Origin of the sequence: Flavobacterium ajazii (genome assembly GCF_010614725.1) — a bacterium.
In the GTDB taxonomy this organism is placed as follows: Bacteria; Bacteroidota; Bacteroidia; order Flavobacteriales; family Flavobacteriaceae; genus Flavobacterium; species Flavobacterium ajazii.
The window spans coordinates 1-26,086 of sequence record NZ_JAAEHL010000015.1 but is presented as its reverse complement, the minus strand read 5'-3'; the positions used below and the strand labels follow the sequence as shown (position 1 = coordinate 26,086).

The following is a 26,086-nucleotide window of genomic DNA, read 5'->3' as shown; positions in this document are numbered from 1 at the left end:
ATTTTAACATATCTAAAAGGATCTTTTATCACACCAAATTATTAAATTTTTAAATGATGTTTATGAAAACAAAATTACTATTAATGTTGTGTCTTTTTTGTGCAACAATGTCAAATTATGCACAAAGTTCAGCTTCTCAGTCAGGAATCGCAGTGCAGGGTATTGCCAGAGATGCTAATAATACTACTTTATTAAATCAGACTATTAATCTTACGTTTACGCTGTATTACCTGGATGCCTCGAGTATTGAACAGACTATTTATAAAATCACTAAAAATGTAACGACTGATGCTTTTGGGGTGTTCTCTGATGTAATAGATCCAACAGCGGTTAATAACAGCTTATTTGCTAATAATCCCGCTTATCTTAGAATTGAGAAAGGAACAGAGGTTATTTCTGATGAAAAATTACGTCATGTACCATATGCTATTTCTGCTAATAATGGTGTTCCCACAGGTTCTATTATGCCTTTTATTGGTACTGTTGCTCCTGAAGGATGGGCACTTTGCAACGGAGCTGCTTTGCCAACAACAGCAAAGGCTTTGATTGCAATGGTAGGAAGTAATGCACCAAACTTGCAAGGTATGTTTCTAAGAGGAACCGGAACAAGCCCTGTAAATAGTCAGGCAGGACCTGCTTTAAAAGGAACACAAGGGGACGCTTTTAAAAGCCATAATCATAGTGCATCAGCAAGTGATTCCGGGCATACTCATGGATATGGGGACGTATTTTATTCTGAAGGCGGTAAAGGAGGTACAGTTACTGTAACTAGTAATATAGGAATAAATGGTAATACAGATAATGATAATATGGGGCTTGAAATTAGGAGAACTAGTGATACCGGACATGCAAATATATCTGTAACCACAGCAAATTCAGGAGATACAGAAACAAGACCTGTTAACTACGGTGTAAACTATATCATTAAATTGTAAGGCTGTAATTATGAAGAAAATAATTGCAGTTCTCGGAATGTTTGTTCTGGGAGCGGGACTTTATGCTCAAAATACTAATGGAGCTAAAATAGTACCCGTTTCGCAGGCAATTCAAAAAAATGGTTTCAGCATACAGGTTGGACTTCCGTTTTTAGGACAAAATAAAACAGGGACAAGGCGTACGAATCCTGCTGATATTCGTTTTCCATGGAATACACTGTATTTATATAACACATTTGCAGAAGAATCTTTTGACGTTTCAAAAGGGTTTTATGGAGATAAGATTTTGATTACATGGAATTTAAGAGCCAATGAAAACCTGGTAAAAAGTATCAAGATTTACAGAAGAGTCTACACAGAGACGGGAAATCTTCCTTATAATTTAGTAGTAGGCCTTTCTTCTTCAGAAACTACTTATGAAGATAAATATGTAGAGGGTGGCGTTTTGTATGAATATAAGGTAGAAGCCCAGGGAATTAGCGGAACACCGGGGTTGTATAGTACTTATATTACCGGTATAGGATACAGAAATCCTACCGCTGTTGTAACGGGAAATATTAGTTATAAAGGTGGAAATCCAGTTAGTGATGTTGTGGTAACAGCAACTCCAAGCGGCAGTGCTGTTGTAAAAGGAAGTGCTTTGAATATTCCTGCTTCGGGTTTTGTAGATATTAAAGATTTAAAAACAGTAATTTCGAATTCAGCAACTTTTCAGGCATGGGTAAAACCAAATGGAGCTTATGCAAGCGATTCAGAAGCTGCGATCAGACTGTTTAATATTTCCAGTTCGACAAGCAGTGATAATATTGATGTTACAGTAAAACTGAATGCAGTCAGTAAATCAATAGATGTTACTATTGGCGGGAATAAATATACAATAGAGAACTATTTTCCTTCAGGTAATTTAAACTCAAGAGGAAATGATCTGCTTGTACCTGTTTCAGAATTCAATAAGTCTTTTGTACATTTTTCTGTTGTAGTAAATGACAACCAGACTCCTTTATTATATATTAACGGAAGACAGATTACACAGGCTTATGTAACGGAGGCAGACAGTAAACTGAAAGGTGTTGATGCCTCTTATACTGCTCCTTATTTTAAAGCAACAATCCCTACCGGTACAACAAAACTTTCTGGTGTGACCTGGGATAATGCTAAAGTTGGAGGAGGAAAATCAAGTTATGTTGACGAAATAAGAATCTGGAAGGCGGCATTAGAATCGGCTGTAATCAGAACTGATTATTCCAGATTCATTAGCGGAAACGATTCCAGAATGGTCACTTACCTGAGAGCAAATGAAAAAGCAGGAAAATATGCTTATGATTTATCCCGAAGCGGATTTAACTTTAATCAAAATCACGGTAAACTTTGGGATGCCAATACAGCAGAAAGCAGTAAAGTTTTATGGGCAGCTGAGGCAGATAATTATCCAACAACATCCCAATTAGGTGTTTTAGGTGTAACTGACAGCAAAGGAAATTACCAAATCAGCGCGATTCAGTATTCGGGTACAGGAGAATCTTATAATATTACTCCAATGTACGGTCAGCATAAATTTGAACCAAACCAGCAGCTGGTTTATTTAGGACTGGGGTCTGAAGTAGTCAATAAAATTGATTTTGTCGATCAGTCTTCGTTTAGTTTTAAAGGTGTGGCAATATTTGATACAAGAGGCGTTTTTCCATCTTATGTATCAGTAGACGGTAAAAAAGCTAACAATGAAAATGATGCATGGATAGCAGGAGGAGCTAATATTCTTGATGAAGGATACAACTATTATGAAATCAATGGTGAAAAGTATTCTAAAGGGAAATACTGGAAAAATGATGCAGGAACTCCGGATGATAAATCGGATGATTATTTAGATCGTTATGCGACTATATACACAGCAGGAGCGAATGTATACATTGACGGAAATATTGTACTGGATGCCAATAATATTCCGGTAGTTACAGATGACAATGGTTATTTTGATGTAAGTGTTCCTATTGGAAAACATTATATCACGATAAAAAAAGACGGCCATCAATTTGTTTATGATGGACGTTTTCCGGCATCAACAAGTGAATTTAAAGAGTTTTTTGAAGATTCTAATGAACCGGTCTATTTTGTAAACAACACTAAAGTTACCGTAGTAGGTAAAGTAGTAGGAGGCTCTGTAGAAGCTGAAAAACCGATTGGTTTTGGAGGTGAAGGCGTGGTAACAAAAACTATTACCGATGCCGGAATTACAAAAAATCTGGAAGTCAGCGCTAAAAACAATATTGGTAAAGCTGGTTTTAAATTAGGATATGCACCGGTTGGGGCCAATGTAACCGATTATACCAAGTTTAATTATACCACCAATACGACTTCGGGAGAATACAGAGTTGCAGTAATGCCATTAAAATATAATCTGGAGGCCAATGATTTGGTAATTAATAGCAATACAGGCATTAAGTTATTAAAAGCCGGAACTACTGAAACATTTGATTTTTCTGTGATCCCAGTTGCTAAAACGCCTGAATTTAAGTATAAAGAAAACAGTATCGATAAAACGTTAACCGCAGCTCCATATCATTACGAGAAAAGTTTTACCTACAGATCAACTCCGGTATTACAGGTAACAGAGCAGACTTCTGATAAGACAATCGATGTTGGAGGAACAAAAGTAGCGACAGACAATTTTGCAACACCCGTTTACACACAGTTTATGGCGTATAAAATTGTTATGAATCGTTTTGAACGTTACACCAACAATGATTCAGGAACTGCTGTAGAAGTAAAAGTCCCTGTAACAGATGGTGAATTGGTAAAAACAAACAACCTTGCTCTGCCGGATTCAGAAACGATTACAGCAGATGGAAGTACTTTGACATATGCATTTAAAGGAGGAATTCCTTCCATTACACCTCCGTTTGAGATCAAAAGCACTTTAGAGTACCGATTAAACGAAGTCAGTTATCCGGTTGAGAATTTTAAAGATACCGGAATTATTTTAGGTGGAAGAGCTGACGGAAGCCAGACTTTTGTAACAGCAGCACCGGATATTCCTGCAATTATTTTAAGAGATCCGCCGGGATCGAATAGTTTTGCCACAATTGAAGCAGGCGAAAGTATTTCGTTTACATCCGAAGCTACTTTTGCGCATCAGGAAGGAGTATCGGAAGAGCTTACCATTGCAGGCGGAATGTACTTTGAACTTCAGGGAGGTTTAGTTCCTACACCAAAAGTATCAATAGAGCAGGAAAATTCAGCAGTTACAGGTGTAGGTATTTCCAAAACTTCTCAGGATGGTAAAAGTGTAACAAGCACCTATACCTTTAGTAAGGCAATTTCAACCAGTGATGCCCCTGATTATGTAGGTTCTGATGGAGATTTATACATCGGAAACTCAAAAAACATATTTTATGGATCGTATGATAACATCGAAACGTCTAAAACAATACCACAAAAATTTGTAAATGGTGTGGCTGTTCCGTTAAGTCCTGCAGAATATGTAAACTTAGGTACAGCAAATGCTCCGGTGTATGTGAGTAAACAAAAGGCGCTTAGTTTTGTGGATAAGCCTACCGAAACATTTTTTATGTATTCGCAGAAGCATATTTTAACCACTTTAATTCCGGAATATGAGTTGTTTATTACAACTAATCTGAATGGCCCGGATCCTAACTCTGCTGCAAATGTACAGAAGAGAGAAGAATATAAAGAGAAGATAAGACTGTGGCGAAAAGTGATTCTGGATAATGAAAGAGTTAAATATACCGCTAAAAATGATCGTGCTGCCTATAAAACAGGTCTGGCAGGCGTGATAGCAAACTTTACTAAAGGAGTTAAAGAAGCTTATGATGACATTAGCTTTGCGGCATCCAAAGAAAAATTGTCGAATCAGCTTACTCAGTCGAATCTGATTAAAAATATGCTTGAATCTGAATTTGAGAAAAACATTTCTTTTGATGCAGGTTTAGGATCGTATTCCCGTAGTGTAGAAACAAGTGTAGTATCGGCAGAATCTACTTCATATAATGTAGTTATTGATCAGTCGGTAGCAGCGATACTTGGTACTTCAGTAAATAAAGTTGGTCTGGAATTTAACACAAAAGCGTTTTTTCAACAAGATTTTAATTCATCATTATCTACAGAAAAAGCAACAACGACAAACATAAATTATACTTTTAAAGATAATGATAAAGCGAACTTTTTAAGCGTAGATGTAGTCAATTCTTTTGATGGTAACGGGCCTGTCTTTATTACTCAGGGAGGAAGAACTTCTTGTCCGTATGAAGATGCAGAGCAAACTCATTTTTATAATAAAACAGACTATAGCGCTACAGCAACTACGATTAATGAGCTGCCGGAAGATAAACGTGAAAAATTAAGTTTTGCTACTCAAAAAGTGGAAGTTCCTGTACTTATGGTAACAAATAGTGATGTTAGCAATGTAGTAGAAACTAAAAATGCTGAATTTGAATTAAAGCTTCAAAACAACAGTGCATCCGGTGCTGATGCTGATTTCTTATTAGTTGTAGACAATACCACTAATCCAAATAATGCTGTAATTAATGTTGAGCCAAATGGTACGATTGTAAATGTACCTTATGGAAAAGAAGTGATCTATAAACTGACTTTAGGTAAATCTATTTCAGATATTTATGATTATAAAGACATAAAAATCAGACTACAGTCATTATGTGATGGTGCAGATGTAAGTTCAGAAGTGCTTATTTCGGCAAGTTTCGTTCCGTCATGTTCTAGTGTAACGGTAAGCGCACCGCTGAACAACTGGGTTTACAATAGAGAAAAAGCGTTTAATACAGATGGATCAACCAAGCCGTTAGCAATAAATTTAACGGGTTATAACACCAAGTTTAAGAGTTTCAAGAAAATTGATCTGGAGTATAAATTAGCGACAAGTCCAAACTGGATTCGTCTGCATACGTATTACGGAACTCCTGAATTTTATAATGAGGCTGTAAAAAACAATGAAACTCAAATCACATCGATAGGTGCAGCGGTAAGTTTAACCTACAATTTTGATATTGCAGCTTTAAAATTAGCAAATGGCAATTATCAAATTCGAGCCAGAAGCACCTGTACGAATGATACAGAATTTATATCTGAAATCATTTCAGGGCTTGTTGATTTAAGTGCGCCTCAGTTATTTGGAACACCACTGCCGACAAACGGTATTTTAAGTGCCGGAGAAGATTTGAAAGTAAGTTTTAACGAAAATATTTTCTATAACCCGGCAGTAAGTACCATCGAAATAAAAGGACAGACAAATCAGTTAAAAATTGATCATAATGTAAGCTTACATTTTGAAGGAAGCAGCAATACAGCAGTAATCAATAATCCGAGAATTAGTTCAGGAAATTTAAGTCTTGAATTCTGGATGAATAATGAAACCAAAGCTTCAACTGCTTCTGTCATTTCTCAGGATGGTGGTTTAAATATAGGATTAAGTAATGGAAATATTTCGTTTACATTAGGAGACGTTACCGTACAAGGTGGATTTAAAAACGATAATCTGTTTCATCATTATGCCTTTACCTATAACAGCAGTAACGGTGATTACAGAATTTTTGAAGATGATGTTGAAATTGGTTCCAAAAGTGGTAAAGCCAATACACAATTTGCCAATAACAATACGTTGACAGTTGGAGGAAACACATTTGCAGGAAATGTACATGATCTTCGTTTATGGAATAAAACAGTGAGCAGAGAAGATTCTTATGCAAAAATGTATACTAAATTAATTGGTAATGAAGCTAATCTGGTTGGTTTCTGGCCAATGAATGAAGGACGAGATGCTTTAGCCAAAGATTTGGCAAGATTTAAGCATGCGACTGTAAATACTTCATGGGATATCAAGCCAAAAGGAAATTCATACGACTTTAATAACGGACAGTATCTGGTTATGGACAATGTTAATTTTGTTCAGGTAACTAAAGAAATGGACGCTACTATGGAGTTTTGGATTAAAACAGGTACTTCACAGGAAGCTACTATTTTCTCCAACGGAAAAGGAGATGGTACAGACGTTGTTCAAAGCAATGGATTGTCTAATAAATGGTCTGTTGATATGACTAACACAGGTAATCTTTTACTGAACAGTGAAGGTAAATCTTATGTATTGACATCAAAAACGGTTGCTGATAACACATGGCATCATGTAACTTTATTGTTCAACAGAGCCGGTTCGTTAAGAACTTATGTAGATACACAATTAGTATCTTCAAACCAGATGACAGCTATTGGAGGTTTCTCCGGAAATAAAATCTGGCTCGGAGCAAGGGGAGCAAAAGATCTTTCAGGAAAAGAAACTGTTGATCGTGTCTTTACGGGTAAGATAGACGAATTCCGTTTGTGGAATACGCTTCGTAATCTCGAGCAAATCAACAGAGACAGTTACAATGAGGTTGATGTTGAAAGTATCGGTTTATTATTGTACTCACGATTGAATGTTCCGGATCCGGTTACGGCAAACGGACCAAGATATTATCATGCAGACACCAATCAGACTGTAGTGGTAAACAACGCAGTCTTAAGCAGCGGAACTGTAAATTATTCAAATGATGCACCGGCGATTCAGCCTGAACGACAGCTGGTTAAATTTGTCACCACAAATGTTATTAAAGACGGTGAAATGATTATTGCACCGGTCGTTACAGACTGGGCATCATTAGAAGGACAGATTTTAGATATTACCGTGCACAGAATGTTTGACAGTGCCAATAATATGCAGGAATCACCGGTTACATGGACTGCTTATGTTAATCGTAACGAAGTAAGCTGGTTTGCCGAAGGATACAATGAAATTGTTGACCTAACAAAGAATAGCGGCGAAACCAAAACTTTCGAAATTACACTGGTTAACAAAGGAGGAAAACAACAGCCGTATACCATTAGTAATGTACCAGGCTGGTTAAGTTTAAGCAAAACAACCGGATCTATTGATCCTAACAGTAAAACGATTATTAAGGCTGTAGTCAATGAAGATGTTGCTGTTGGCGAGTATCTGGAGAATTTGTATTTACAGACTGATTTTGGTTACGATCAGAAATTACAGGTAAAATTAAGAGTGCTGGCTCCGGAACCAAACTGGAGTGTTGATCCGACCCGTTTTGATTACAGTATGAACATCATCGGAAAAGTAAAAGTAGACGGCGTACTTTCTGCAGATTCTTACGATAAAATTGCTGCTTTTTATAATGAAGAAGCAAGAGGATCTGTAAAACTGGTTTACAATGAAGCTTATAAAGAATATTTTGCCTTTTTGACGATTTACAGCAATACAAATTCAGGGGAAAATCTGAAATTTAAAATCTGGGATGCGTCTCAGGGCAAAATTTTAGAAGCTTCTTTGGAGTCCAATTTATCTGTTACTTTTATGAATAACGAAGTATTAGGAACCTTAAGCAAGCCTTATATTTTTGTAAATTCAGGTTTAATAGAACAGGAAGTTAAACTGAACAAAGGATGGACATGGATTTCTTTAAATGCCAATGACACTAATTTTTCAGATTTAAATACACTGACAAAAAATTTAACTTTAGAAACTTCTAACCGTATTTTGAGTCATTCTCCAGCGTTGTTAGATACTTATTTTAAAGATAAATCAAATCCTGCAAACAGCGGATGGTCCGGTACGATTAGTGCTAACGGAGGACTTTCTTCTACTAAAATGTACAAAATAAATGTTACAGAAGAGCAGACCTTAAAAATCAAAGGAAAAAGTGTAGATGTTACGACATGGAGTTTCCCAATAAAAGAAAACTGGAACTGGCTTGCTTATCCTTTAGGATCTAATCAGACTACAAATGAGGCTTTGGCTTATTTTGATGCAGCTGACGGAGATGTTATTAAATCTCAGAATCTGTTTGCGATCTATGATCCTATTATTGGATGGAACGGAACATTAAAATATTTAGAAGCCGGAAAAGGGTACATGATTAAATCAAGTAAAGACCAGACTTTTAAGTATCCTGATAATTTAGAGAAAAGCAAAACCGGAAAACCGGCTTCAAACAATGAGCAGGAAGCGATCGCATCAGAATTCAAACAGTATTCACAAAATATGAATGCGGTTGTTTTACTTCCGCAGGGATTCGATGAATTGTTTGTGTACGATTCAAAAGGTGTTCTGAAAGGAACTGCAAAAAATCAGACGATAAACGGAAAAGAACTAAGTTTCATAACCATTTTTGGTGAAGATACAGAAGAACTTTCATTTACGCTGGGAGACGGATTTACGAAAAAAGGAACTTCTAAATCGTTCACTTTTAAAGGAAATGAAGTACTGGGAACCATTACGGATCCGGTTATTTTAGAAGAAGTTTCAAAAAGTGAAAACAGTATTTATCCAAACCCTTTTGCAACAACTTTGAACATCGAACTTAATGCAGCTAAAAAGCAGGAAGTAAACGTTCAGCTTTACGCAGTAAACGGTCAGTTGGTATTTAGCCAAAAGGCGATTATTGAAAGCGGCAGCAATGTGATTTCAATTTCTCCAAATATAGCCGAAGCTATTTATATAGTAGAAGTAGAAGTTGATGGAAAAGTGGTAAGAACTAAAGCTGTAAAAAAGAAATAATTAAAAATTGAGCTCCTAAAACAGCTTTTAAAGTTTGTTTTAGGAGTTTATAATCAATTAAAAATGAGAAATTATATCCATATAATACTATTGCTTTTTGTACTAAGCAGTACTGTATTTGGCCAATCGCCGGACTGGTCAGTAAATGAAAATAAATTTCAGTATACCATGTCATTTGAAGGTTTCGTTAATGTTGACGGAAAAAACTTAACAAGCGCCAATGATAAAGTAGCCGCTTTTGTAAATGGAGAATGCCGCGGAATTGCCAGCCCGATTTATGTAGCAAGTGAAAAAAAGTACGTAGTTTATTTAACGGTTTTTTCCAATACAGACAGTGAAGTAGTCAATTTCAAAATCTACGATGCTGCAAACAATGCTGTAAAAAATGTAGAAAAAACAAAAGTATTTGAAAATAACAAACACTATGGTGATTTGTTCCAGGCTTATAGTTTTGCAAGCCCGGCATTGCGAACTGAAGCAGCAATTTTAGATTTCAGTTTTAAGGATTTAAAAACTGCTAAAATTATTGATGGCTCACAAATAACACTTTACGCTGCTAAAGGCACAAATGTTTCGGCATTGAATGCTTTGTTTGAATTAAGCCCCGGAGCCAGCTTGTTCATTGGAACAGCCAATAAAATTTCAGGATCAAATGCTATAGATTTTACTAACCCTGTATTGTTTCAGGTACTTTCAGAAGATCAGTCAGTCGTAAAACAATGGACAGTGACTGTTAAATTAGGTACTGCACAATTTTACAAAAAAGATGCGGTATGTTATGCCGGCGGGGTTATCAAAGTTTTGTACGGTGAGAATGAAGCCATAGCTGATTTGACAAAAGACGGTATCAAAATTAGTACTCAAAACATTCAGAATGGCCAAACCATTTTTAGCAATCTGGAAGCCGGTAAATACAATGTGAGTATAGGTGGTACTACAAAAGAAATAGTAATAAATCAAAAACAATAATAATGAAAATTAAGCAATACTATATTTTGACATTAGTCATGTTTCTGTTTTTGGCTTGTTCAGATATTGAAGAAAGAACTATTTATGCTAAAAGCATTTCTTTTGTGCATGCTGATGGTTCAGAATTATCCGAAAATGAATGTATCAGCCCAAATGTAAAATACGGAATAAAAATCGAAACTAATTTTGTTGATATAAACCGACCTTTTAGGGTAGATTATTCTGTAAACGGAGTGATATATGCAATGACTTTTACAGTAAATACGTCTCAGGTTAATCCAATCACGCTGACTAATGGTGATAACGCAGCACAAATAGTAGGAACTGACCATAAAGCAGTGCTCAAGTATGTTGACCAGGGCGATTTTGAACTGGTAGAATAAATAAAGAAGCCAAAGTTTTTTAAGATAGAGCTGTCAAATTATTGACAGCTCTTTTTTTAGTCGTATTTGTCTTTAGGTCTAAATTTTTCAGCTTTAATTAATCGATTCTGTTTTGATCACTGCTTTGTAAATTATCAATTTTGACAAGATAAAACAGTATTATTACTATCAATAGAAGTTGAGTCGGAATTCCCCATGATAAAAAGGATATGCCTTAAGAACCAAAGAAGCTGAACAGCGGCTCTTTATTTCTTTCTCACTCTTGGGAGTTCTCTCCAGTTGTAACTTTTATGTACTATTTTCCAGTTATCTTCATATTTAAGAATTAAAAAATAGTCTGTAAAAGCCCGCCAATTGGGTACAATAATTTCCACTTTTGCTATTGCGGTATTTTTTTCGATATCAATCGAAATAATACGACCAAATTCTGTTAGATTTTTCGCCGGCTTTTATGTTCGAAATGTATTCTTCGCCAGAGCGTGTCCATAACGTGTCATTTGCAACGCTGTACAGATTAAAATTGGGATGAAAAGCCTTTCGGAGTCTTTCGGGCTGTCCGTTTGCTGTACCTTCAATGTAATCCTGCAGGATTTCTGTAATTTGATCTGAATCATTTTTTATAATGGTGTGAGTGTTTTTAAAGTTCGTTTTTAAAATTGCGATTACCTCATTAGCTACTTTAGAAGCAGCACTCGGGTCTTGTCCGGTTACAAACCTGCTGTCTGCCATGTAAAATGCATCTCCGCCTTTATCAGAATACATAAAATTACCTTCATTATTTTTAATTAAATAAATTTTGGGTTATTTTGCCCCTTGAAGAATTTGAACTTTTTTTAAATATTTTTTCTTCGGTATTAATTTTAATCCCAGTAACCTCCAAAAACTATTTTTATTAATACCCTTTTTATTGAAATAAAATATTTCGGGCAAGGGAAGAGCTACAGTTTTATTTTCGCACTCATTTTTATACTTTATCAGATCATAAAACAGAAACTCCTTTCTGTTGGAATATATTATGCGACCATTATCCCACCTGATCTTGTCATGCATGGTTTTGTAGAAATACAATTCAAAAAGAGGTTTTATCCTGCCTTCTTTTTCTGCTTTTCGGACAATATGAGTCATGCTAATATTGTCCGGATAGTCAAAAACTGATTTGTCTGATGTCTGTAATTCGTCAAATAAAAAATCACATTCGTCAAAACCTAAATATTCCGGGGCAGAAAATACTTTTTGATAATCCTGATTGTCCATAAATAAAGTTCTCATAACATCATTATTACGGTACAAACAAAATGTTCCTGTAATAAAGTCTTTATGGGCGCTTATGAGATCATATTTGTTTAGAATATCTGGTATAATGAAACTTCTGATATCCCCATAAACCATATCAATATCGCCATGTCCCCAAAAATCATATTTTCCCAGTAGATCCTGAAAAAACAGACCGAAGGCTGGTTTGAAATCACAGAATTTATACGCATTATCAAAATTGAGATCAAAACCCAGCCTTTTGCCAGCTTCGGCTTTCAGTTCGCCCAATGATTTGTGGATTATAATAACATTGGAGGGTTTATTTGGGATTTCCTGTGTATTGCCGGTTACAATTATAAAATCAATTGTTGGATTATAAATGCAGGATTTGATAAAATAAGGAAAATACCATGGATAATCCCCATACCAACAGGTAAGAAGGGCTATTGAATGCTGACTCATAAATTGTGTTTATTCTAAAATGATATTAGCGAAAACTTTTAAGGCTTAAAAAAAGTTGTTTTTACATCCAAATGTACTATTTTTTTGAAATTTTATAAACTTACAATTGTAAATATCTTCTCTCAATTGTACTGAATCAATAACTAAAATTATTAATCTGAAAAAGTAAAAGAGTAAATAAAAATTAAAATACTTTTCCTACTTTAGCTTTACTAAATTTTGAAGAGAATCCTTGATAAAATCAGCTCTAACGAGGTTTTGTCAGGAAAAAATGGAATTTTAGCAACGTGTTGATTATTAGTGTGTAAAATAAAAATAATGTTAAGTCGGAAAACCGAAACAGCGACTTTAAAAGATCTGAAAGTAGGGCAATTATACAATTTCAATTCATGAAGAAAATTACTTTTTTATTATTAACAACCCTTTTTAGTTATAGTTATTCTTACTCTCAGGGAACTTTAGAGCATACGTATAGTTCTGGTGTACAAAAAGCAAATATGTCTGGTGTTCTGGGAGTTAATACCGCTAATGGATTTAAATATTATACTTTCAACAGATCAACCAACTTAGTCGAAATTTACAATCAATCTCATGTACTAGAAACTTCTTTTACTATCCCATTGGATGCAGGGCATTTTCTTTCAGAGTTTATTTTTGTAACAGATAAGCTTTTTAATAATGATAACCAGATTGAGTTTTTGTACAAATCATATAAGACTGGTGATACTGATAATAAAAAAATGTACCTGTGTAATGATACGGGAGTTCTTCTGCAGAGTTTTCCAGGTAAGTATTATGCAGGAATAGTTAAAGATAATTCGAACAATTACAAAATGATTGTTTCAGGTGCACTGCAAAATCCTGCTACAAATTCATACGATTATGATGTTTATGGACTAACAGGAACATTATCAACGGAGCAACAGGATATTTTGACTCAAAAAACCGTCGTATTCCCGAATCCAAGTAACAACGTAATCAATATTTCGAATACAAGTAATACAGGCAGAGCTTCAACATTGCAAATATTTTCTGCAGATGGTAAAAAAGTATTAGAAGAAAAACATGCAGAAGAAGAGATTAAAATAGATGTTAGTGCATTGCAGAATGGAGTTTATATTTACAAACTGGGAGATAAGTCAGGGAAGTTTATAAAAAATTAAAATTCTTTAACAAGGATTTTTATAGTAGGGCTTTAAGTTAAAACTTAAGGCCCTTTTTTACTTTTGGAGATTAATTGGTTTTGTATTGTTTAGATTAAAAAATGCTTTATGGTTAGTTTTAAAATCATTATTAAAATCTGAAAATAGGAATCAGTTTTACAAAAAAATAAAACAATAAGAAAAGTAGGTTTAAATTGTTGATTGTTAGTGATTTGTTTTTGATGGGTGTGTATTTTGTCGATGAAATAGCATACTTAATGGAGAAAGTTTTCCGAATTAAAAACACTTCTATAATTTTACTTCATATTAAAACATTCGATCTATTACCTACTGCAAAGCGATCGGATTCATCCCTAATTTACATAAAATATTTTACTTCTAATTTCTTGTAAACTAATATCTTATGTATCATGAAAAAATTTACTTTGTCAGTTTGTTGTAACTGTATTGGTACTAACTATCCCTTTTTCAGAGATGTAGCAGTAAGCAGTTTAAAACAGGATTTTTCGGAAGATGTAAATGAACATGAGTGTTCAAATCTGTCGAGCGATGGTAAAAGTATAATCAGTTTAATTTTACTGATTGGACTTTTTTTGTTTTCTAATTTTTCAGCAGCCCAGGTAATTACTATTGATGGGCAAACAGGTGACTGGTCTGGTAATTCCAGCGTCAAGCATGTGCAGGATGCTTTTGGTAATGGTGTGGTTGATAATCAGTTTACCGAAGGGTCTAAAGATTTTTTACTGGCTTCAAATTTGTCCTGGGTAATAGGACAAACCAAAGCTAAAAATGATATTGCCAATGGAGGTTTCGGATTGGCTAATCAGGTAAAATATGTTGATGCCAATAATGTAACACAAACCCTTAACGGAAGTTTCCTTGTTTTTGCAGGAGACAGGACATCAAACAATGGAGACGCCCAGATTGGATTCTGGTTTTATCTAAATGCAACAGCCCCTGTAGAGATTAATGGCAGCAGGTATTTTGCCCCACCACATGTTCGGGGAGATTTGCTGGTTTTGGCAGATTTTACAGGAGGTGGTCGATTAGGTACCGTAAAAGTGTACCGATGGATAGGAGGTGGAGCAGTTACACCCGGTTCATCAGTTGTTCCGAACACAGACGGCAATCTGGAAACGACAAATATTGCGAGTATTGTTGCAGAAAATAATACAGGAAACTCTACTGTTCCTGCCGGATGGAATTTTACTTCAGGACAGTATCAGGCAAATGAATTTTATGAAGGTTTCGTAGATTTGGGAGCGATAGGCGGTAATACCAATTTTACCTGTTCTGCAACCGTTTTGCTTGAAACAAGATCCTCTCAGTCAGTTACTGCTTCACTAGATGATTTTATTGGAAGTACATTAGGAAACGTGCCTACAGTAACAGTAAATTCACCAACAGTTTGTGATGGACAAAGCGCTACCATTACAGCTACTCCGGGCAGCCCGGGAAATTATACTTATTCATGGACTGTGCCTCAGGGAGCTAATAATCCTGGTAATGTAGCCAGTTTTAGTGCAACAATAGGAGGAACATATTCGGTTATTATTACCAATCAGGAAGGCTGTCCTTCTTTATCAGGAAGTGGAACATTTACTGTAAAACCAGTAGCAACGGTTAGTGTCAATAATCCTTCTGTTTGTAACGGCACATCGGCAACTTTGACAGCAACTCCTTCACTTGCAGGGGGAACTTACTTATGGAATACAGGCGCTACTACCGCTTCGATAACTGTAAGTCCATCGGAAACAACAATTTATTCAGTAGTTTATACTTTGAATGGCTGCCCAAGTCCATCTGCATCAGGAACTGTTACTGTAAAACCGGTACCAACAGTTAGTGTCAACAGCCCTTCAGTCTGTAACGGAACATCGGCAACTTTAACTGCAACTCCTTCACTACCGGGAGGAACTTATTTATGGAATACGGGAGCTACTACTGCTTCAATTACCGTAACTCCATCAGAAACTACAATCTATTCTGTGGTTTATACTCTGGATGGCTGCCCAAGTCCATCAGCTTCAGGAACCGTTACTGTAAAACCAGTACCGACCGTTAGTGTCAACAGTCCTTCAGTTTGTAACGGAACATCGGCAACTTTAACTGCAACTCCTTCACTACCGGGCGGAACTTATTTATGGAATACAGGAGCCACTACCGCTTCGATAACTGTAACTCCATCAGAAACCACAATCTATTCTGTTGTTTATACTTTAGACGGCTGCCCAGGTCCATCGGCTTCAGGAACGGTTACCGTAAAACCAGTACCGACAGTTAGTGTCAATAGTCCTTCTGTTTGCAACGGAACATCGGCAACTTTAACAGCGACACCTTCACTTGCTGGTGGAACCTATTTATGGAATACAGGAGCAACTACCGCTTCGATAACTGTAAGTCCATCGTCAACTACTACTTATTCTGTGGTTTATACTTTGGATGGCTGCCCAAGTCCATCGGCTTCAGGAACCGTTACGGTAAAACCAGTACCGACAGTTAGTGTGAACAATCCTTCAGTTTGTAATGGTACATCGGCCACTTTAACAGCGACACCTTCACTTGCTGGTGGAACCTATTTATGGAATACAGGAGCAACTACAGCTTCTATAACCGTACGTATTCTGTGGTTTATACTTTGAATGGCTGTCCAAGTCCATCAGCTTCAGGAACCGTTACCGTAAAACCAGTACCAACAGTTAGTGTCAACAGTCCTTCTGTTTGCAACGGAACATCGGCTACTTTGACTGCGACCCCTTCACTTGCAGGTGGAACTTATTTATGGAACACTGGTGCTACTACAGCTTCTATAACTGTAACTCCATCAGAAACTACAATCTATTCTGTGGTTTATACATTGAACGGCTGTCCAAGTCCGTCAGCTTCAGGAACCGTTACTGTAAAACCGGTACCAACAGTCAGTGTTAACAGTCCTACAGTTTGTAACGGTACATCAGCAACTTTGACTGCAACGCCTTCACTTGCTGGCGGAACTTATTTGTGGAATACAGGTGCAACTACAGCTTCGATAACCGTAAGTCCATCGTCAACTACTATTTATTCTGTGGTTTATACTTTGAATGGATGTCCGAGTCCATCTGCCTCAGGAACAGTTACCGTTATTACAATTCCAACAGTAACTGCAGATCCGAAAAATGTTTGTATTGATGGTTCGGTAAATCTTACCGGGCTTCCTTTAGGCGGAACCTGGAGTGGTGACCATGTAACAGGAAATACTTTTAGTGCTAATGGCCTTAGTGCGGGATCTTATGTGGTTACTTATACCATTTCGGGTGCTAATGGCTGTTCCAGAAGTGTTAATACTACAATCACTGTCAACGCATTGCCAACAGTAACAGCAGATGCTAAAAATGTTTGTTCCGGAAGTACTGTCGGACTTACGGGTTCTCCTTCTGGCGGAACCTGGAGTGGGGAAAATGTTACAGGTAATACTTTTAATGCAACAGGTCTTTCTGCTGGTTCTTATACCGTGACTTATACCTATATGAATTCCGTAACAGGTTGTCAGAAATCGGCTAATGCGACAATAGTAGTTAGTAATTGCAGCACTGCTTTATGTACCTATACTCAGGGATACTATGGAAATCTGGGAGGTAAATCTTGTGCAGGCGGGGTTACGTATTCAACAAAAGAACTAATTGCCAAAGCATTATCTTCTTATCCTGATCATAAAATGGTTATCGGAAAAGCCGGAAATTCATTTTGGATGACAGACAGTGCTGCTGATATTGATAAAATTATAGAGATTTTGCCTGGCGGAGGAAACAGTTATGCATTAACTTTGGGCGGTGACAAAGAAATAACAACAATATCCGGCAGTTACCTGAAAAAAGGAACTATAAATAATACTTTGTTGGCTCAGACTATTACTCTGGGACTTAATTTAGGTATTGACAGCCAGTTAGGTCATCTTGAACTGCATTCCGGAAAACTGGCTGTTGCAGAGCCTGAGGGAGGATGCGGATCCAACACTCCAAAGCCAAGAAGCTGTTCTTATGGTGAATATACGCCAACCATTAACGAGTACAAATATTATGATATACCCGCGATTGTAAATCTTTTACCAAACAAAACAGTTCAGGGATTGTTTGAAATGGCAAATAAAGCCTTGGGAGGAGATCCTCTTCCGGCAGGTATAACTTTGTCAGGACTTGCGAATGCTGTTGATATAATTAACAATGCATTTGACGGCTGTAAAATTTCAATGGGCTACGACCAGACTCCTTTGACTTGTATTGAGGACAGAGCTTCGTTTGTTGTTTATCCGGTTCCGATAGTTGATTATCCTACCATTCATTATAATTTTAACTATCCTACCAATGTGACAATACAGGTGAGAAGTTTTAATACAAATGGAACAGTAGTTTATAGTCAATCTGATGTTTTTGATGGAAGTGACACAGACAGAGATGTTATTGTCAACTATAATTTTAATACAGGTGTACCACAAATTTATTTTATAAGGGTGATTACTAATATCGGCTCTAGCTCGAAACAAGTAATATCTCATTGATTGTTTTTTAAATATATTGAACAAATCCCGGTTGCATAACGTAATCGGGATTTTTTTTATAAATGAGGTTTCAGATTAAGGTTTATTTTTTTTCTTCAGACATCGTCCTCTGGGTTCATCGCCTTCACGAAGTACAATTTCAGAATGCAGAAATTCTGCAGCTTCCGCTGAATCTTTTACTTTGACAGCACTGCGTTTTAGCATTTCCGATTCAAACTCATTTAATACACTTTCCCTGATTCCTGCGTTTCTCCAGTTCGATAAAGGTCTGCAGCCTTTTGTGATTTCACGTGCAAGTGTGAGTGCATCCAGCAGTGCCTGATTTGCACCCTGTCCTTTAAAGGGACTCATTGGGTGCGCTGCATCCCCGATAAGAGTAACCTGACTCGCTTTTTGAAGCAATTCAGATTTAAGCAATTCCCGGTCATAAACAGGATAACCTGAAATCTGAGTTTCCTGTGTAGCTTCTAAAATTTGCGGAACAGGGGAGTGCCATTGGGTTCTTCGACATGCTTCCTCCTTTAATGCTTTAGTTCCCTTTGCACTTAATATTTTAGCATCTTCTTCTGTCACCGGAAAGCTAAGCTGCCACATAACTGAGTCAGAGGTATAAGGCATCACGTAAATTCGTTCATTGCCATTGGCAGTTTGAAAAACGGTGGCAGAATCTAATAAAGAACTATCAAGTCCTTCAAGAGCTTTCAATGGACAGATCCCCAATATCACAATACAGCCCAGATAACGTAGGGGAGTAATGTCTTCTCCAATCAGCAGTTTGCGTACCGAACTGCGAATACCGTCAGCACCAACTACAAGGTCTGTTTTGATGTTTTTTGTTTCTCCATTCACTAGAAAACTTAGTTCAATACTGTTGTTTTCTGATTGTTTTAAATCTGTTAACTGGTGTCCCCACTGAACAGCGTCATTTCCGCCAAGTTCTTCAAGCAGGGCTAAGCGTAAAGCCTGTCGGGCGATATGTACATTAGTGCGTTTTGGAGAAGTTTTCGCATCAGACGGAATCCATTTTCTGATTCCCCATTCGCCAATCACTTTTCCTTCTGTTGTATGCACCAAATGACGTGTTGAAACAACTCCTTCGTTTAACGAAAAAATACCGAATCCCTCAATCGCTTTACTGGCTTGCTGCAAAGTGAGTCCATAACCCTGTGATCGTGCTTCAAAGTGACTGTCGCGTTCATAAAGTGTAAAAGGAATTCCGCGGTGCAGACAGGCAACAGCAAGAGCAGTACCTCCTATACCGCCGCCAATAATAGCAACGTGAGGATAATTGACTTTATCTGGAAGAGGGTATGTGTCAGTAGAAATTAATCCGGATCCGTTACAGTTTAAACACTGGTATAGATGAGGTTTAGGACGAGCGGGAGCTGTTCCTTCTCCATTTGTTTTCTCAAATTGTTCTAATGTCCTTTGGTATTGAAGTTTTACCTTCTTGCTGAGTCTTTGCTTTTTCTTGCCTTGTCCCTGACATTCCGGACAAATGGACCAGCTTGTTTTTTCACTTTTCACTTCCTCTTAAATTTAACGTGAAAAAATATATTTTTCAGTGTTTTGCTGTCCGTGACAGTTGTGCAAATTTAAGACAAATGATTAAGAAAATGGTTTAGGATTTTCATAATGCAAGAAACTTAATACCTTGAGATTGTATTTAGTCTTTGAGTTTTATTTTAGTGAAAAAAAGATTGCGATTATTTTTTTAATCGAAAGAGGCTTCGACTAAGTTTATCCTGAGCGAAGTCGAATGGGCTCAGCCTGACACCTATTTTAATTTTACCAAACGGGTTAATAATACAACGTTCTACATCTTCTTTCCATCAACATACTGTTCTATTTTATCAAGACTTCCATTCTCTGAAAAATATTTCCAGTATCCTTCTTTTTTCAGTTTTTTGATGTAAAAGCCTTCTCGTTCCAAGTTACCATTTTCGTAGAATTTTTGAAAATGACCTGTTATGAAACCGTTCTCATAAGTGGCTATCAGTTCAATTTTTCCGTTGGAATAAAATTGTGTAAGGGTTTTGAAAGTCAGATTGTCCAATGGAAATTTGCTTTCAGAAACTTTGTTTTGGTGTTCGTCAAATTCAATTATAATGAAATATTGAAAATCACGATATTTAATCGTTTTTATGAATCCGGTATCGCTGTAAAGCTCTGTTTTCACCTCGCCAACACCAGGGATTTTTTCGTTTTCTGCTCCAAACGTTACCGTAACATCTTTCATTCGTTCGATGCGTATGAAATTGAGCGAATATACTTTTTCATAATTTCCAGCAGCTAAAAAAGTGACCTGGAAAAAATCTTTTCCATCGCCTTTACTTCCCAACGGAAACCTGAATCGATAAAACTCTTTAGAATTATCCTGATCCGATTTGATTAAATCTGTTTTGTAGTTTTTAAAATCAATTGGTTCGTTGTTGATGGTTTTTAAAGACTGATCAATAAATTTACTCATTTCTTCCTCACTTAAAACAGGCAGAACTTCTGTTTCAAATAATTGGATTAAGTCATTGGTTTTTTTAGACTTAACGAGTTCCAGCGCTTTTTGTGAAACTTTGATTGCTTTGTTGCTGTTTTGACCATTTACAGTTATGGCTAAACAAATAAAACAGAGAGAAAGAATATTTTTAATCATAATAATATAATCCGATTTTACACACGTCAGCCCTAAGAGGGCTCTCATTCATCCAATTTGAACCGGCTTTGTTTCAGGAAATTGAATTTAATATCAGCTAATATAGAAAAAATCTTTTATTATGAGAAAAACGAATTTAAACAGCTAAATTTATTTAAGTGAAAATTATTTTGAAAATTATTTTAATATTGTTGAAATCAAACCCAATAATAATCCGAATTGTAAAATGTAGATTTGACTAATTGTTTTCTGCTAATTCAATATCCATAGTTTTTATCAGTCTGTTCTGAAAGGTGTAAATGTGTTTTACTAATCCGTCAAATAGTATATTACCTTGAAGATCTTTTACATTTTGATGCACTTTTACTTCTAAACTTCCGTTCTCTCTTTCAGTAAAACCAATCGGCTCTACCTTCGGATTTATCTCTGTCCATTGTCTAGTCCAATACAGATTAATTTCATCGTGACCACTTATGTAGCCGCCTTCCCATGCTTTTGACCATTGTACATCGTTCTGCATTGTTGATAATGCTTTGTCGATGTTTCTTTCGTTAAAAGCGGTATAAGCTTTTTTGATAATATCCTGAAATTGATTTGCCATTTTTGTCATTTTTGATTTTTTATTTAAGATATTTCTCTATTCGGAATCATATTACTTGACGTTTTTTTAATATCATTTATAAATTAAATTTCATAATTGTAACAGCAACAACAGATGCCAAAACGACAAGTGAATAATACCCAACTCTTTTGGTTTTATGATCTATATTTTTATTTTTTAAAATCTGAATCGAAGATCTGATTAGAAGGCTGCTGACAATTAAACAACAAACTCCAACAAGAATTTTGTTAAATGAAATGTAGACTGTCGCCATACAGATAAGCATCAAAAGTAGAATTGGAAATCTGTATTTCTCATCAAATGAAGGCTGAGTAAGTTCTTCAACGGGTTTAATATGGTCGAGTAATAGCTCTAATTTTTCGTGATTTTCAATTTGGGCAGGGACTAAAATAGTTTCTACAGCCGTTTTTCCCTTTATGGCATAACCTCCCTTTTTGTCTTTAATGATGGATTGGATGTCTGTAAGCGGAATATTAACGGTTGGTGTGTTTGCCTGTTCTCTTACAATATTATTTTCTGATAGTATTAATCTATAGCTTTGAAACAACATTTTTTGTCTTTTTAACCCTGTGTAAAGCCCAAATCCTAAGCACAAAATTAAAAGTGGAATCATAAAAGGAAGAATACTTATAAGACTTTCTTTGTCTTCTGCGTTAAAAAATACGATACCAACTCCAAATCCCATTGAGATTAAAAGTGTTGGTATTGATTTGATTATCATTTGCTTTTTGATTTCATTAAATCCGTTGGCTCTGATTTGAAATATTTCATTCATATTGTTGTATTATTTTTATGGGTTAGGTTAAATTTCTTTGTTGAATAATTTTGTTGATTTTTCGATTCCACCAAAACATTTTCCATTTGTGATTTAATGTGCCGAATTGCTAATGTATATCAAATTTTTTGTTGTTTTCAGAATAATATGGAGGTGTATAAATCTTAAAGTGTAACATTGGTTCTGTTCTCTCTATTTTTTTTTGATAATCGAAGTCAAGAGAAGATAGTGGGTAATATTGTATTTCAATTATCGTTTGCTTTTTTTCTGTTTTGTAAACATAAAGATTTAAGTCGTAAAGATTGTCATATAACTTTTCAATGTCAGGTATAACATCTGCTAAAGTTTTGGCTGTTTTTTTATTGTTTGAATTTATTCTGATTTTGTTTTGCTCAAAGGAATTCCGCTCGCTGCGTTCTATTTCTGAAGTTATAAAGAAACAATTGCTTGAGATTTTATTAAAGGTCAGGTCCCTGGCCATTTCAAGAAGACTTTTAACAGCGTCGGTTAGTTCTTTTTGAATAGCGTTTTTTTTCATGGCTTATGTTATCTGTTTACCGATGGGCTTTTATAAGTAATTATTTTTGTCGTTGTAATTCAATGATTTTATCATAAACACTTTTTACGTTTTCAACAAATTCAAGCCTTGGAGTTTGTTTAACTCCAGGCCATTCTATTCCTTGCATCATTGAACTTCTTGAGTCTGTTGGACCTAGCGTTATTGTTCCTGTATTATCAGTTTTTTGATTTATAGTCACATCAGAAAGTGTTCTGATATTGAGGGACTTGATATCTCTGTCAAATATCCCTGATTTAATAATTATCCTATCAGATGTAATTCCATAAATTGTATTTGCTCGTTTTTTGGCATCAATGAAAAAACGTCCAATAGTTATATAAAGCCCAACTAATACAAATGGAATTCCCCAAAGCTTAAAGAAGAAAGGAGCATCTGTCATGATAACAGTACTCTCCCAGAATATTGCAAAACCACCCCAAAGCAAACTAAAGGGAATTAAAAAGAAGTCTGAACTCCTAAATATAATTCCGGTTTTTGGCTTTCCGGTCCAAATAAGTTTTTCGTCTAAACTCAGGTTAGGTCTTAATTCGTTTTCAATGTCGTAATTTGTCATAAATCTATTTTTCAATTATTATATATTGGTTTTCCGGTACTACTGCAGGTTTGAAACTAAATTGAGTTCAATTAAGACTTGCGAAATGATTTCAAATACGAAATTCATTATAGGAGCTATATTTCGCAGCGTTTTTTTATAATTTTTTGCTACTTTTTAGAATTCACTACCGCAAGATTATTTATGATTTTCCATTCATTGTCAATGTCTAAGACTAAAGAATTATAGGATACAAAATAATTTTCTGAACTTTCTAAACGAAGTTTAACCATTGCAATTGTTGAATCATAAGTCAAATCCTCAATTATCATTTTCCTTGGAAGCCCTCCAAAAACACCCTCTCTGATATTTGATAAATATTTTTGTTTGTCAATGATAGTAACTCCCGGAGTCCTCATAAATCCATTATTGGTTACCCTAAAGTCTTGGTGCAGGACTTTGTCCAGTAAATCAGTATCGCTATTGTCTCCGCCTTTAACAAAATTGTTAATAGCTTGGGTTATTTTTTCGGTTGCCGTCATACTTATTTATTTATTGTAGTTTTTCGAATAGTATATAAACCTGCAGTTGTTAGCTGTATTTACTTTTATTCCTTCTTTTTTCTTAAAAACTGCCTAATTTTATTGTAAAATGATTTTTCTGAATTGTCGCCCCGACGTTCAACTTCTTTTTCTTTTTGTTCAGTTTGTTCTTCGTCAAACCAATAGAGACAATCTACACAATTTACCGTCATAGCCTCAGTTGCATTGTATACAAATTCTATTGGAATCCATGCAAAAAGAAGCCGTCCATTTGGATTGTTTTCAAGATGGAACCAGGTATCAATAGGAGGATAATCATAAAAATCAATTAGTCCGTCTGACCAAATTTCAGACACACCATCTGTAACCGTGTTACCGATTTCCGCTACTAAAATTTTCCCTTGGAATTCCTGGTCGGAAACGGTAGTTTTTATATTCTCTCGCTTTTTTAAAAGCTGGAAATTAAATAATTCTATAAATAAACCAGAACTCCAATCTATCGGATCCTGAGTCCATTCTGTTGAGAAGCTGAATCGGGTACCAGGAGTATATCCATAGTCCGTAATCTTAAACTCGAATAATTTCTTTCCATTCCGAATCGGGTTTATACTCCTGAAAATTGATGCAATGTTTTTTTCAGAATTCAGAAGTTGTTGGTCGCAATAAATTTGTGTTAATAATAAATTTTCATAAAATGACAAATCATCTGTTTCTTTCATTATTTATGGTTATTTGATATTGTTTCAGTCAACGTTCATACGCTTTTGTTTGCGAGTTTCCTAACTGCTTTTTTCTGTTAAAGATAAAATTTCGTGAAAACGAAAACGTGAATTTTGCCATATAATTTCCAGTCTTGCTAAATGCCTGTTGTATGTCATTTTCTTCTGTTAATTGGATTGAAATACTTTATCCACTTGGTCTTGGCTGAATTCTTTCAGTACCAATTGAATTGTTTCATTTGCTTTAATTGTTAAGTCAGATTTATGGATAAAGGTCTTTCCGTTCCTGATTGAAAATGCAATAAGTTCTGTCTTTGCACCTATAGGAATATTTTGGAATCCGGAGTTAAATTTTTTGTTCTTAAATGAAAGATAACAGCTTTGCATAACGCTATTGATATCTTTGAAAACTAGATAAACATTTGCACTAATAAAACTTTTGTCATTCAAAGCATATTGCAAGTTTGTTTTGTTAGGCACATCATAAAACCTATCACAATTAATCCAGCCGAACTGTTTTAATTCAATTGCTTTATAAACTTTGTCAGCAAGTGCTATATTTTTCTCTTGGTCTTTTAAAGCTTTCTTTTCTTTTTTTGTCAAAGGATTTCTGTCTTCGTTTTTTATGTATTCAAGTATATCCTCTATTTCATCTGTTTCATTTGCTATTGTATCTTTTGTTGAAACAACTTTTGCTTTCGGTTTTAGTTTGCTCTCAAAATTTTGTTTCGCTTTTTGCCAATTGAGTTGTCCTAAAGTGTCTCGTTGTCCGTAGAATAAAGACATTTTGTTTGTTGTGATTTTAGGAAATTCAACACTTAAACTTTTACCATCTTTAAGTTTTAGTTGTTTCCCGTCGGAGGTTATATTGATAAAGTAAGCACCTCCTGAAACAAGTAGCTGTCTATTAGAGGTTGTTTGTGCGTTTGTCCGAAAGAGTTGTTCTTGATTCGTTAGTTCTTTTAATTCTACTTCGATATTTTTTCCAAATGGCTGTCCATTTTCTGTAGTTAGGTCGGCTGGGTTTACTGAAATAATTGTTCCTTGTTTACCTGTAACTTGTGTAGGTTTGTCAGCCGAAACTTTAAACGTTTGTGAAGGTTCTTCATATTGTTTTAAGAGGTCGTTAATTTTTCTAATTTCAGTTTTTGCATCAGGTTTTGGTTTGTTATCAGATGTTAGTTTGTTGTCCAATGTTGTTTTGTTGTTATTACAACTTGAGATACAGGCTCCAATAATTAAAAGTCTTAAAATGTTTTTCATTATCTGTTTGCTTTATGGTCTAATGTTTTTGCTAATTTTCTTAGAATGGCACACAACGTCAGTTCGTCTAAAAACCCTTTTTAGTTAACTACGTTTACCCAAAAATAGTTATTTACACGAGTTGTAAGTGA

At 35.5% G+C, this 26,086-nt stretch carries 17 protein-coding genes and 1 pseudogene; 7 read left to right on the top strand and 11 right to left on the bottom strand.

The genetic code is table 11. The features are described 5' to 3' along the window. Positions 1 to 62 precede the first annotated feature (62 nt). From GWR14_RS21520 to GWR14_RS21505, 4 genes are all read left to right on the top strand, one after another. The gene (locus GWR14_RS21520; RefSeq protein ID WP_163411214.1) at positions 63 to 935 is read left to right on the top strand and encodes a tail fiber protein; all 873 of its coding nucleotides are present in this window, start codon (positions 63 to 65) and stop codon (positions 933 to 935) included. Between the two features lie 10 nt (positions 936 to 945). After that, positions 946 to 9,507, top strand: a complete 8,562-nt coding sequence (locus GWR14_RS21515) for a T9SS type A sorting domain-containing protein (RefSeq protein ID WP_163411213.1) — start codon at positions 946 to 948, stop codon at positions 9,505 to 9,507. A gap of 63 nt (positions 9,508 to 9,570) precedes the next feature. Further along, complete coding sequence (locus GWR14_RS21510; RefSeq protein ID WP_163411212.1) at positions 9,571 to 10,476, top strand: hypothetical protein; 906 nt, start codon at positions 9,571 to 9,573, stop codon at positions 10,474 to 10,476. A gap of 2 nt (positions 10,477 to 10,478) precedes the next feature. Continuing rightward, positions 10,479 to 10,859 carry a hypothetical protein gene (locus GWR14_RS21505; protein WP_163411211.1) on the top strand — a complete coding sequence of 127 codons (381 nt, stop codon included), beginning with the start codon at positions 10,479 to 10,481 and terminating at the stop codon, positions 10,857 to 10,859. Positions 10,860 to 11,104: 245 nt separating this feature from the next. Here GWR14_RS21505 and GWR14_RS21500 read toward each other — a convergent pair. Both GWR14_RS21500 and GWR14_RS21495 read right to left on the bottom strand, forming a co-directional pair. Then, positions 11,105 to 11,588: pseudogene (locus GWR14_RS21500) on the bottom strand (nuclear transport factor 2 family protein). Between the two features lie 72 nt (positions 11,589 to 11,660). After that, complete coding sequence (locus GWR14_RS21495; RefSeq protein WP_163411210.1) at positions 11,661 to 12,575, bottom strand: DUF6625 family protein; 915 nt, start codon at positions 12,573 to 12,575, stop codon at positions 11,661 to 11,663. Between the two features lie 389 nt (positions 12,576 to 12,964). Between GWR14_RS21495 and GWR14_RS21490 the strand changes: the two genes are divergently transcribed. From GWR14_RS21490 to GWR14_RS21480, 3 genes are all read left to right on the top strand, one after another. Beyond that, complete coding sequence (locus GWR14_RS21490; protein ID WP_163411209.1) at positions 12,965 to 13,738, top strand: T9SS type A sorting domain-containing protein; 774 nt, start codon at positions 12,965 to 12,967, stop codon at positions 13,736 to 13,738. A 410-nt stretch (positions 13,739 to 14,148) separates the two neighbouring features. Beyond that, complete coding sequence (locus GWR14_RS21485; protein WP_163411208.1) at positions 14,149 to 16,380, top strand: hypothetical protein; 2,232 nt, start codon at positions 14,149 to 14,151, stop codon at positions 16,378 to 16,380. Then, on the top strand, positions 16,320 to 18,272 hold the full coding sequence (locus GWR14_RS21480; protein ID WP_163411207.1) for a hypothetical protein: 1,953 nt from the start codon (positions 16,320 to 16,322) through the stop codon (positions 18,270 to 18,272). The genes GWR14_RS21485 and GWR14_RS21480 overlap by 61 nt, the downstream gene beginning before the upstream one ends. A 75-nt stretch (positions 18,273 to 18,347) precedes the next feature. Here the strand turns inward: GWR14_RS21480 and GWR14_RS21475 are convergent, their stop codons facing one another. The 9 genes from GWR14_RS21475 to GWR14_RS21435 form a co-directional block, all read right to left on the bottom strand. After that, entirely contained in the window at positions 18,348 to 19,799 is a 1,452-nt protein-coding gene (locus GWR14_RS21475; protein WP_163411206.1) for an FAD-dependent oxidoreductase, read from the bottom strand. A 289-nt stretch (positions 19,800 to 20,088) separates the two neighbouring features. After that, positions 20,089 to 20,970 carry a toxin-antitoxin system YwqK family antitoxin gene (locus tag GWR14_RS21470; protein ID WP_163411205.1) on the bottom strand — a complete coding sequence of 294 codons (882 nt, stop codon included), beginning with the start codon at positions 20,968 to 20,970 and terminating at the stop codon, positions 20,089 to 20,091. Between the two features lie 190 nt (positions 20,971 to 21,160). Beyond that, complete coding sequence (locus GWR14_RS21465; RefSeq protein WP_163411204.1) at positions 21,161 to 21,523, bottom strand: nuclear transport factor 2-like protein; 363 nt, start codon at positions 21,521 to 21,523, stop codon at positions 21,161 to 21,163. A 76-nt stretch (positions 21,524 to 21,599) separates the two neighbouring features. Then, a complete protein-coding gene (locus GWR14_RS21460; protein ID WP_163411203.1) occupies positions 21,600 to 22,319 on the bottom strand; it encodes a hypothetical protein in 720 nt (239 codons plus the stop codon). A gap of 109 nt (positions 22,320 to 22,428) precedes the next feature. Continuing rightward, the gene (locus GWR14_RS21455; protein WP_163411202.1) at positions 22,429 to 22,857 is read right to left on the bottom strand and encodes a hypothetical protein; all 429 of its coding nucleotides are present in this window, start codon (positions 22,855 to 22,857) and stop codon (positions 22,429 to 22,431) included. Between the two features lie 40 nt (positions 22,858 to 22,897). Further along, entirely contained in the window at positions 22,898 to 23,452 is a 555-nt protein-coding gene (locus tag GWR14_RS21450; RefSeq protein ID WP_163411201.1) for a PH domain-containing protein, read from the bottom strand. A 149-nt stretch (positions 23,453 to 23,601) separates the two neighbouring features. Further along, positions 23,602 to 23,973 (bottom strand): nuclear transport factor 2 family protein, encoded by a 372-nt coding sequence (locus GWR14_RS21445; RefSeq protein WP_163411200.1) that lies wholly within the window; start codon positions 23,971 to 23,973, stop codon positions 23,602 to 23,604. Between the two features lie 65 nt (positions 23,974 to 24,038). Beyond that, positions 24,039 to 24,692 (bottom strand): hypothetical protein, encoded by a 654-nt coding sequence (locus tag GWR14_RS21440; RefSeq protein ID WP_163411199.1) that lies wholly within the window; start codon positions 24,690 to 24,692, stop codon positions 24,039 to 24,041. A 168-nt stretch (positions 24,693 to 24,860) separates the two neighbouring features. Beyond that, the gene (locus tag GWR14_RS21435; protein WP_163411198.1) at positions 24,861 to 25,955 is read right to left on the bottom strand and encodes a hypothetical protein; all 1,095 of its coding nucleotides are present in this window, start codon (positions 25,953 to 25,955) and stop codon (positions 24,861 to 24,863) included. Positions 25,956 to 26,086 lie beyond the last annotated feature (131 nt).

What these genes read in the sequence shown, in the direction of transcription:
- GWR14_RS21490 (WP_163411209.1), top strand. Translation starts at nt 12,965, where the DNA reads ATGAAGAAAATTACTTTTTTATTATTAACAACCCTTTTTAGTTATAGT.
- GWR14_RS21460 (WP_163411203.1), bottom strand. Translation starts at nt 22,319, where the DNA reads ATGAATGAAATATTTCAAATCAGAGCCAACGGATTTAATGAAATCAAA.
- GWR14_RS21465 (WP_163411204.1), bottom strand. Translation starts at nt 21,523, where the DNA reads ATGGCAAATCAATTTCAGGATATTATCAAAAAAGCTTATACCGCTTTT.
- GWR14_RS21470 (WP_163411205.1), bottom strand. Translation starts at nt 20,970, where the DNA reads ATGAGAGCCCTCTTAGGGCTGACGTGTGTAAAATCGGATTATATTATT.
- GWR14_RS21505 (WP_163411211.1), top strand. Translation starts at nt 10,479, where the DNA reads ATGAAAATTAAGCAATACTATATTTTGACATTAGTCATGTTTCTGTTT.
- GWR14_RS21515 (WP_163411213.1), top strand. Translation starts at nt 946, where the DNA reads ATGAAGAAAATAATTGCAGTTCTCGGAATGTTTGTTCTGGGAGCGGGA.
- GWR14_RS21445 (WP_163411200.1), bottom strand. Translation starts at nt 23,973, where the DNA reads ATGACGGCAACCGAAAAAATAACCCAAGCTATTAACAATTTTGTTAAA.
- GWR14_RS21480 (WP_163411207.1), top strand. Translation starts at nt 16,320, where the DNA reads ATGGAATACAGGAGCAACTACAGCTTCTATAACCGTACGTATTCTGTG.
- GWR14_RS21450 (WP_163411201.1), bottom strand. Translation starts at nt 23,452, where the DNA reads ATGACAAATTACGACATTGAAAACGAATTAAGACCTAACCTGAGTTTA.
- GWR14_RS21435 (WP_163411198.1), bottom strand. Translation starts at nt 25,955, where the DNA reads ATGAAAAACATTTTAAGACTTTTAATTATTGGAGCCTGTATCTCAAGT.
- GWR14_RS21485 (WP_163411208.1), top strand. Translation starts at nt 14,149, where the DNA reads ATGAAAAAATTTACTTTGTCAGTTTGTTGTAACTGTATTGGTACTAAC.
- GWR14_RS21440 (WP_163411199.1), bottom strand. Translation starts at nt 24,692, where the DNA reads ATGAAAGAAACAGATGATTTGTCATTTTATGAAAATTTATTATTAACA.
- GWR14_RS21520 (WP_163411214.1), top strand. Translation starts at nt 63, where the DNA reads ATGAAAACAAAATTACTATTAATGTTGTGTCTTTTTTGTGCAACAATG.
- GWR14_RS21510 (WP_163411212.1), top strand. Translation starts at nt 9,571, where the DNA reads ATGAGAAATTATATCCATATAATACTATTGCTTTTTGTACTAAGCAGT.
- GWR14_RS21495 (WP_163411210.1), bottom strand. Translation starts at nt 12,575, where the DNA reads ATGAGTCAGCATTCAATAGCCCTTCTTACCTGTTGGTATGGGGATTAT.
- GWR14_RS21455 (WP_163411202.1), bottom strand. Translation starts at nt 22,857, where the DNA reads ATGAAAAAAAACGCTATTCAAAAAGAACTAACCGACGCTGTTAAAAGT.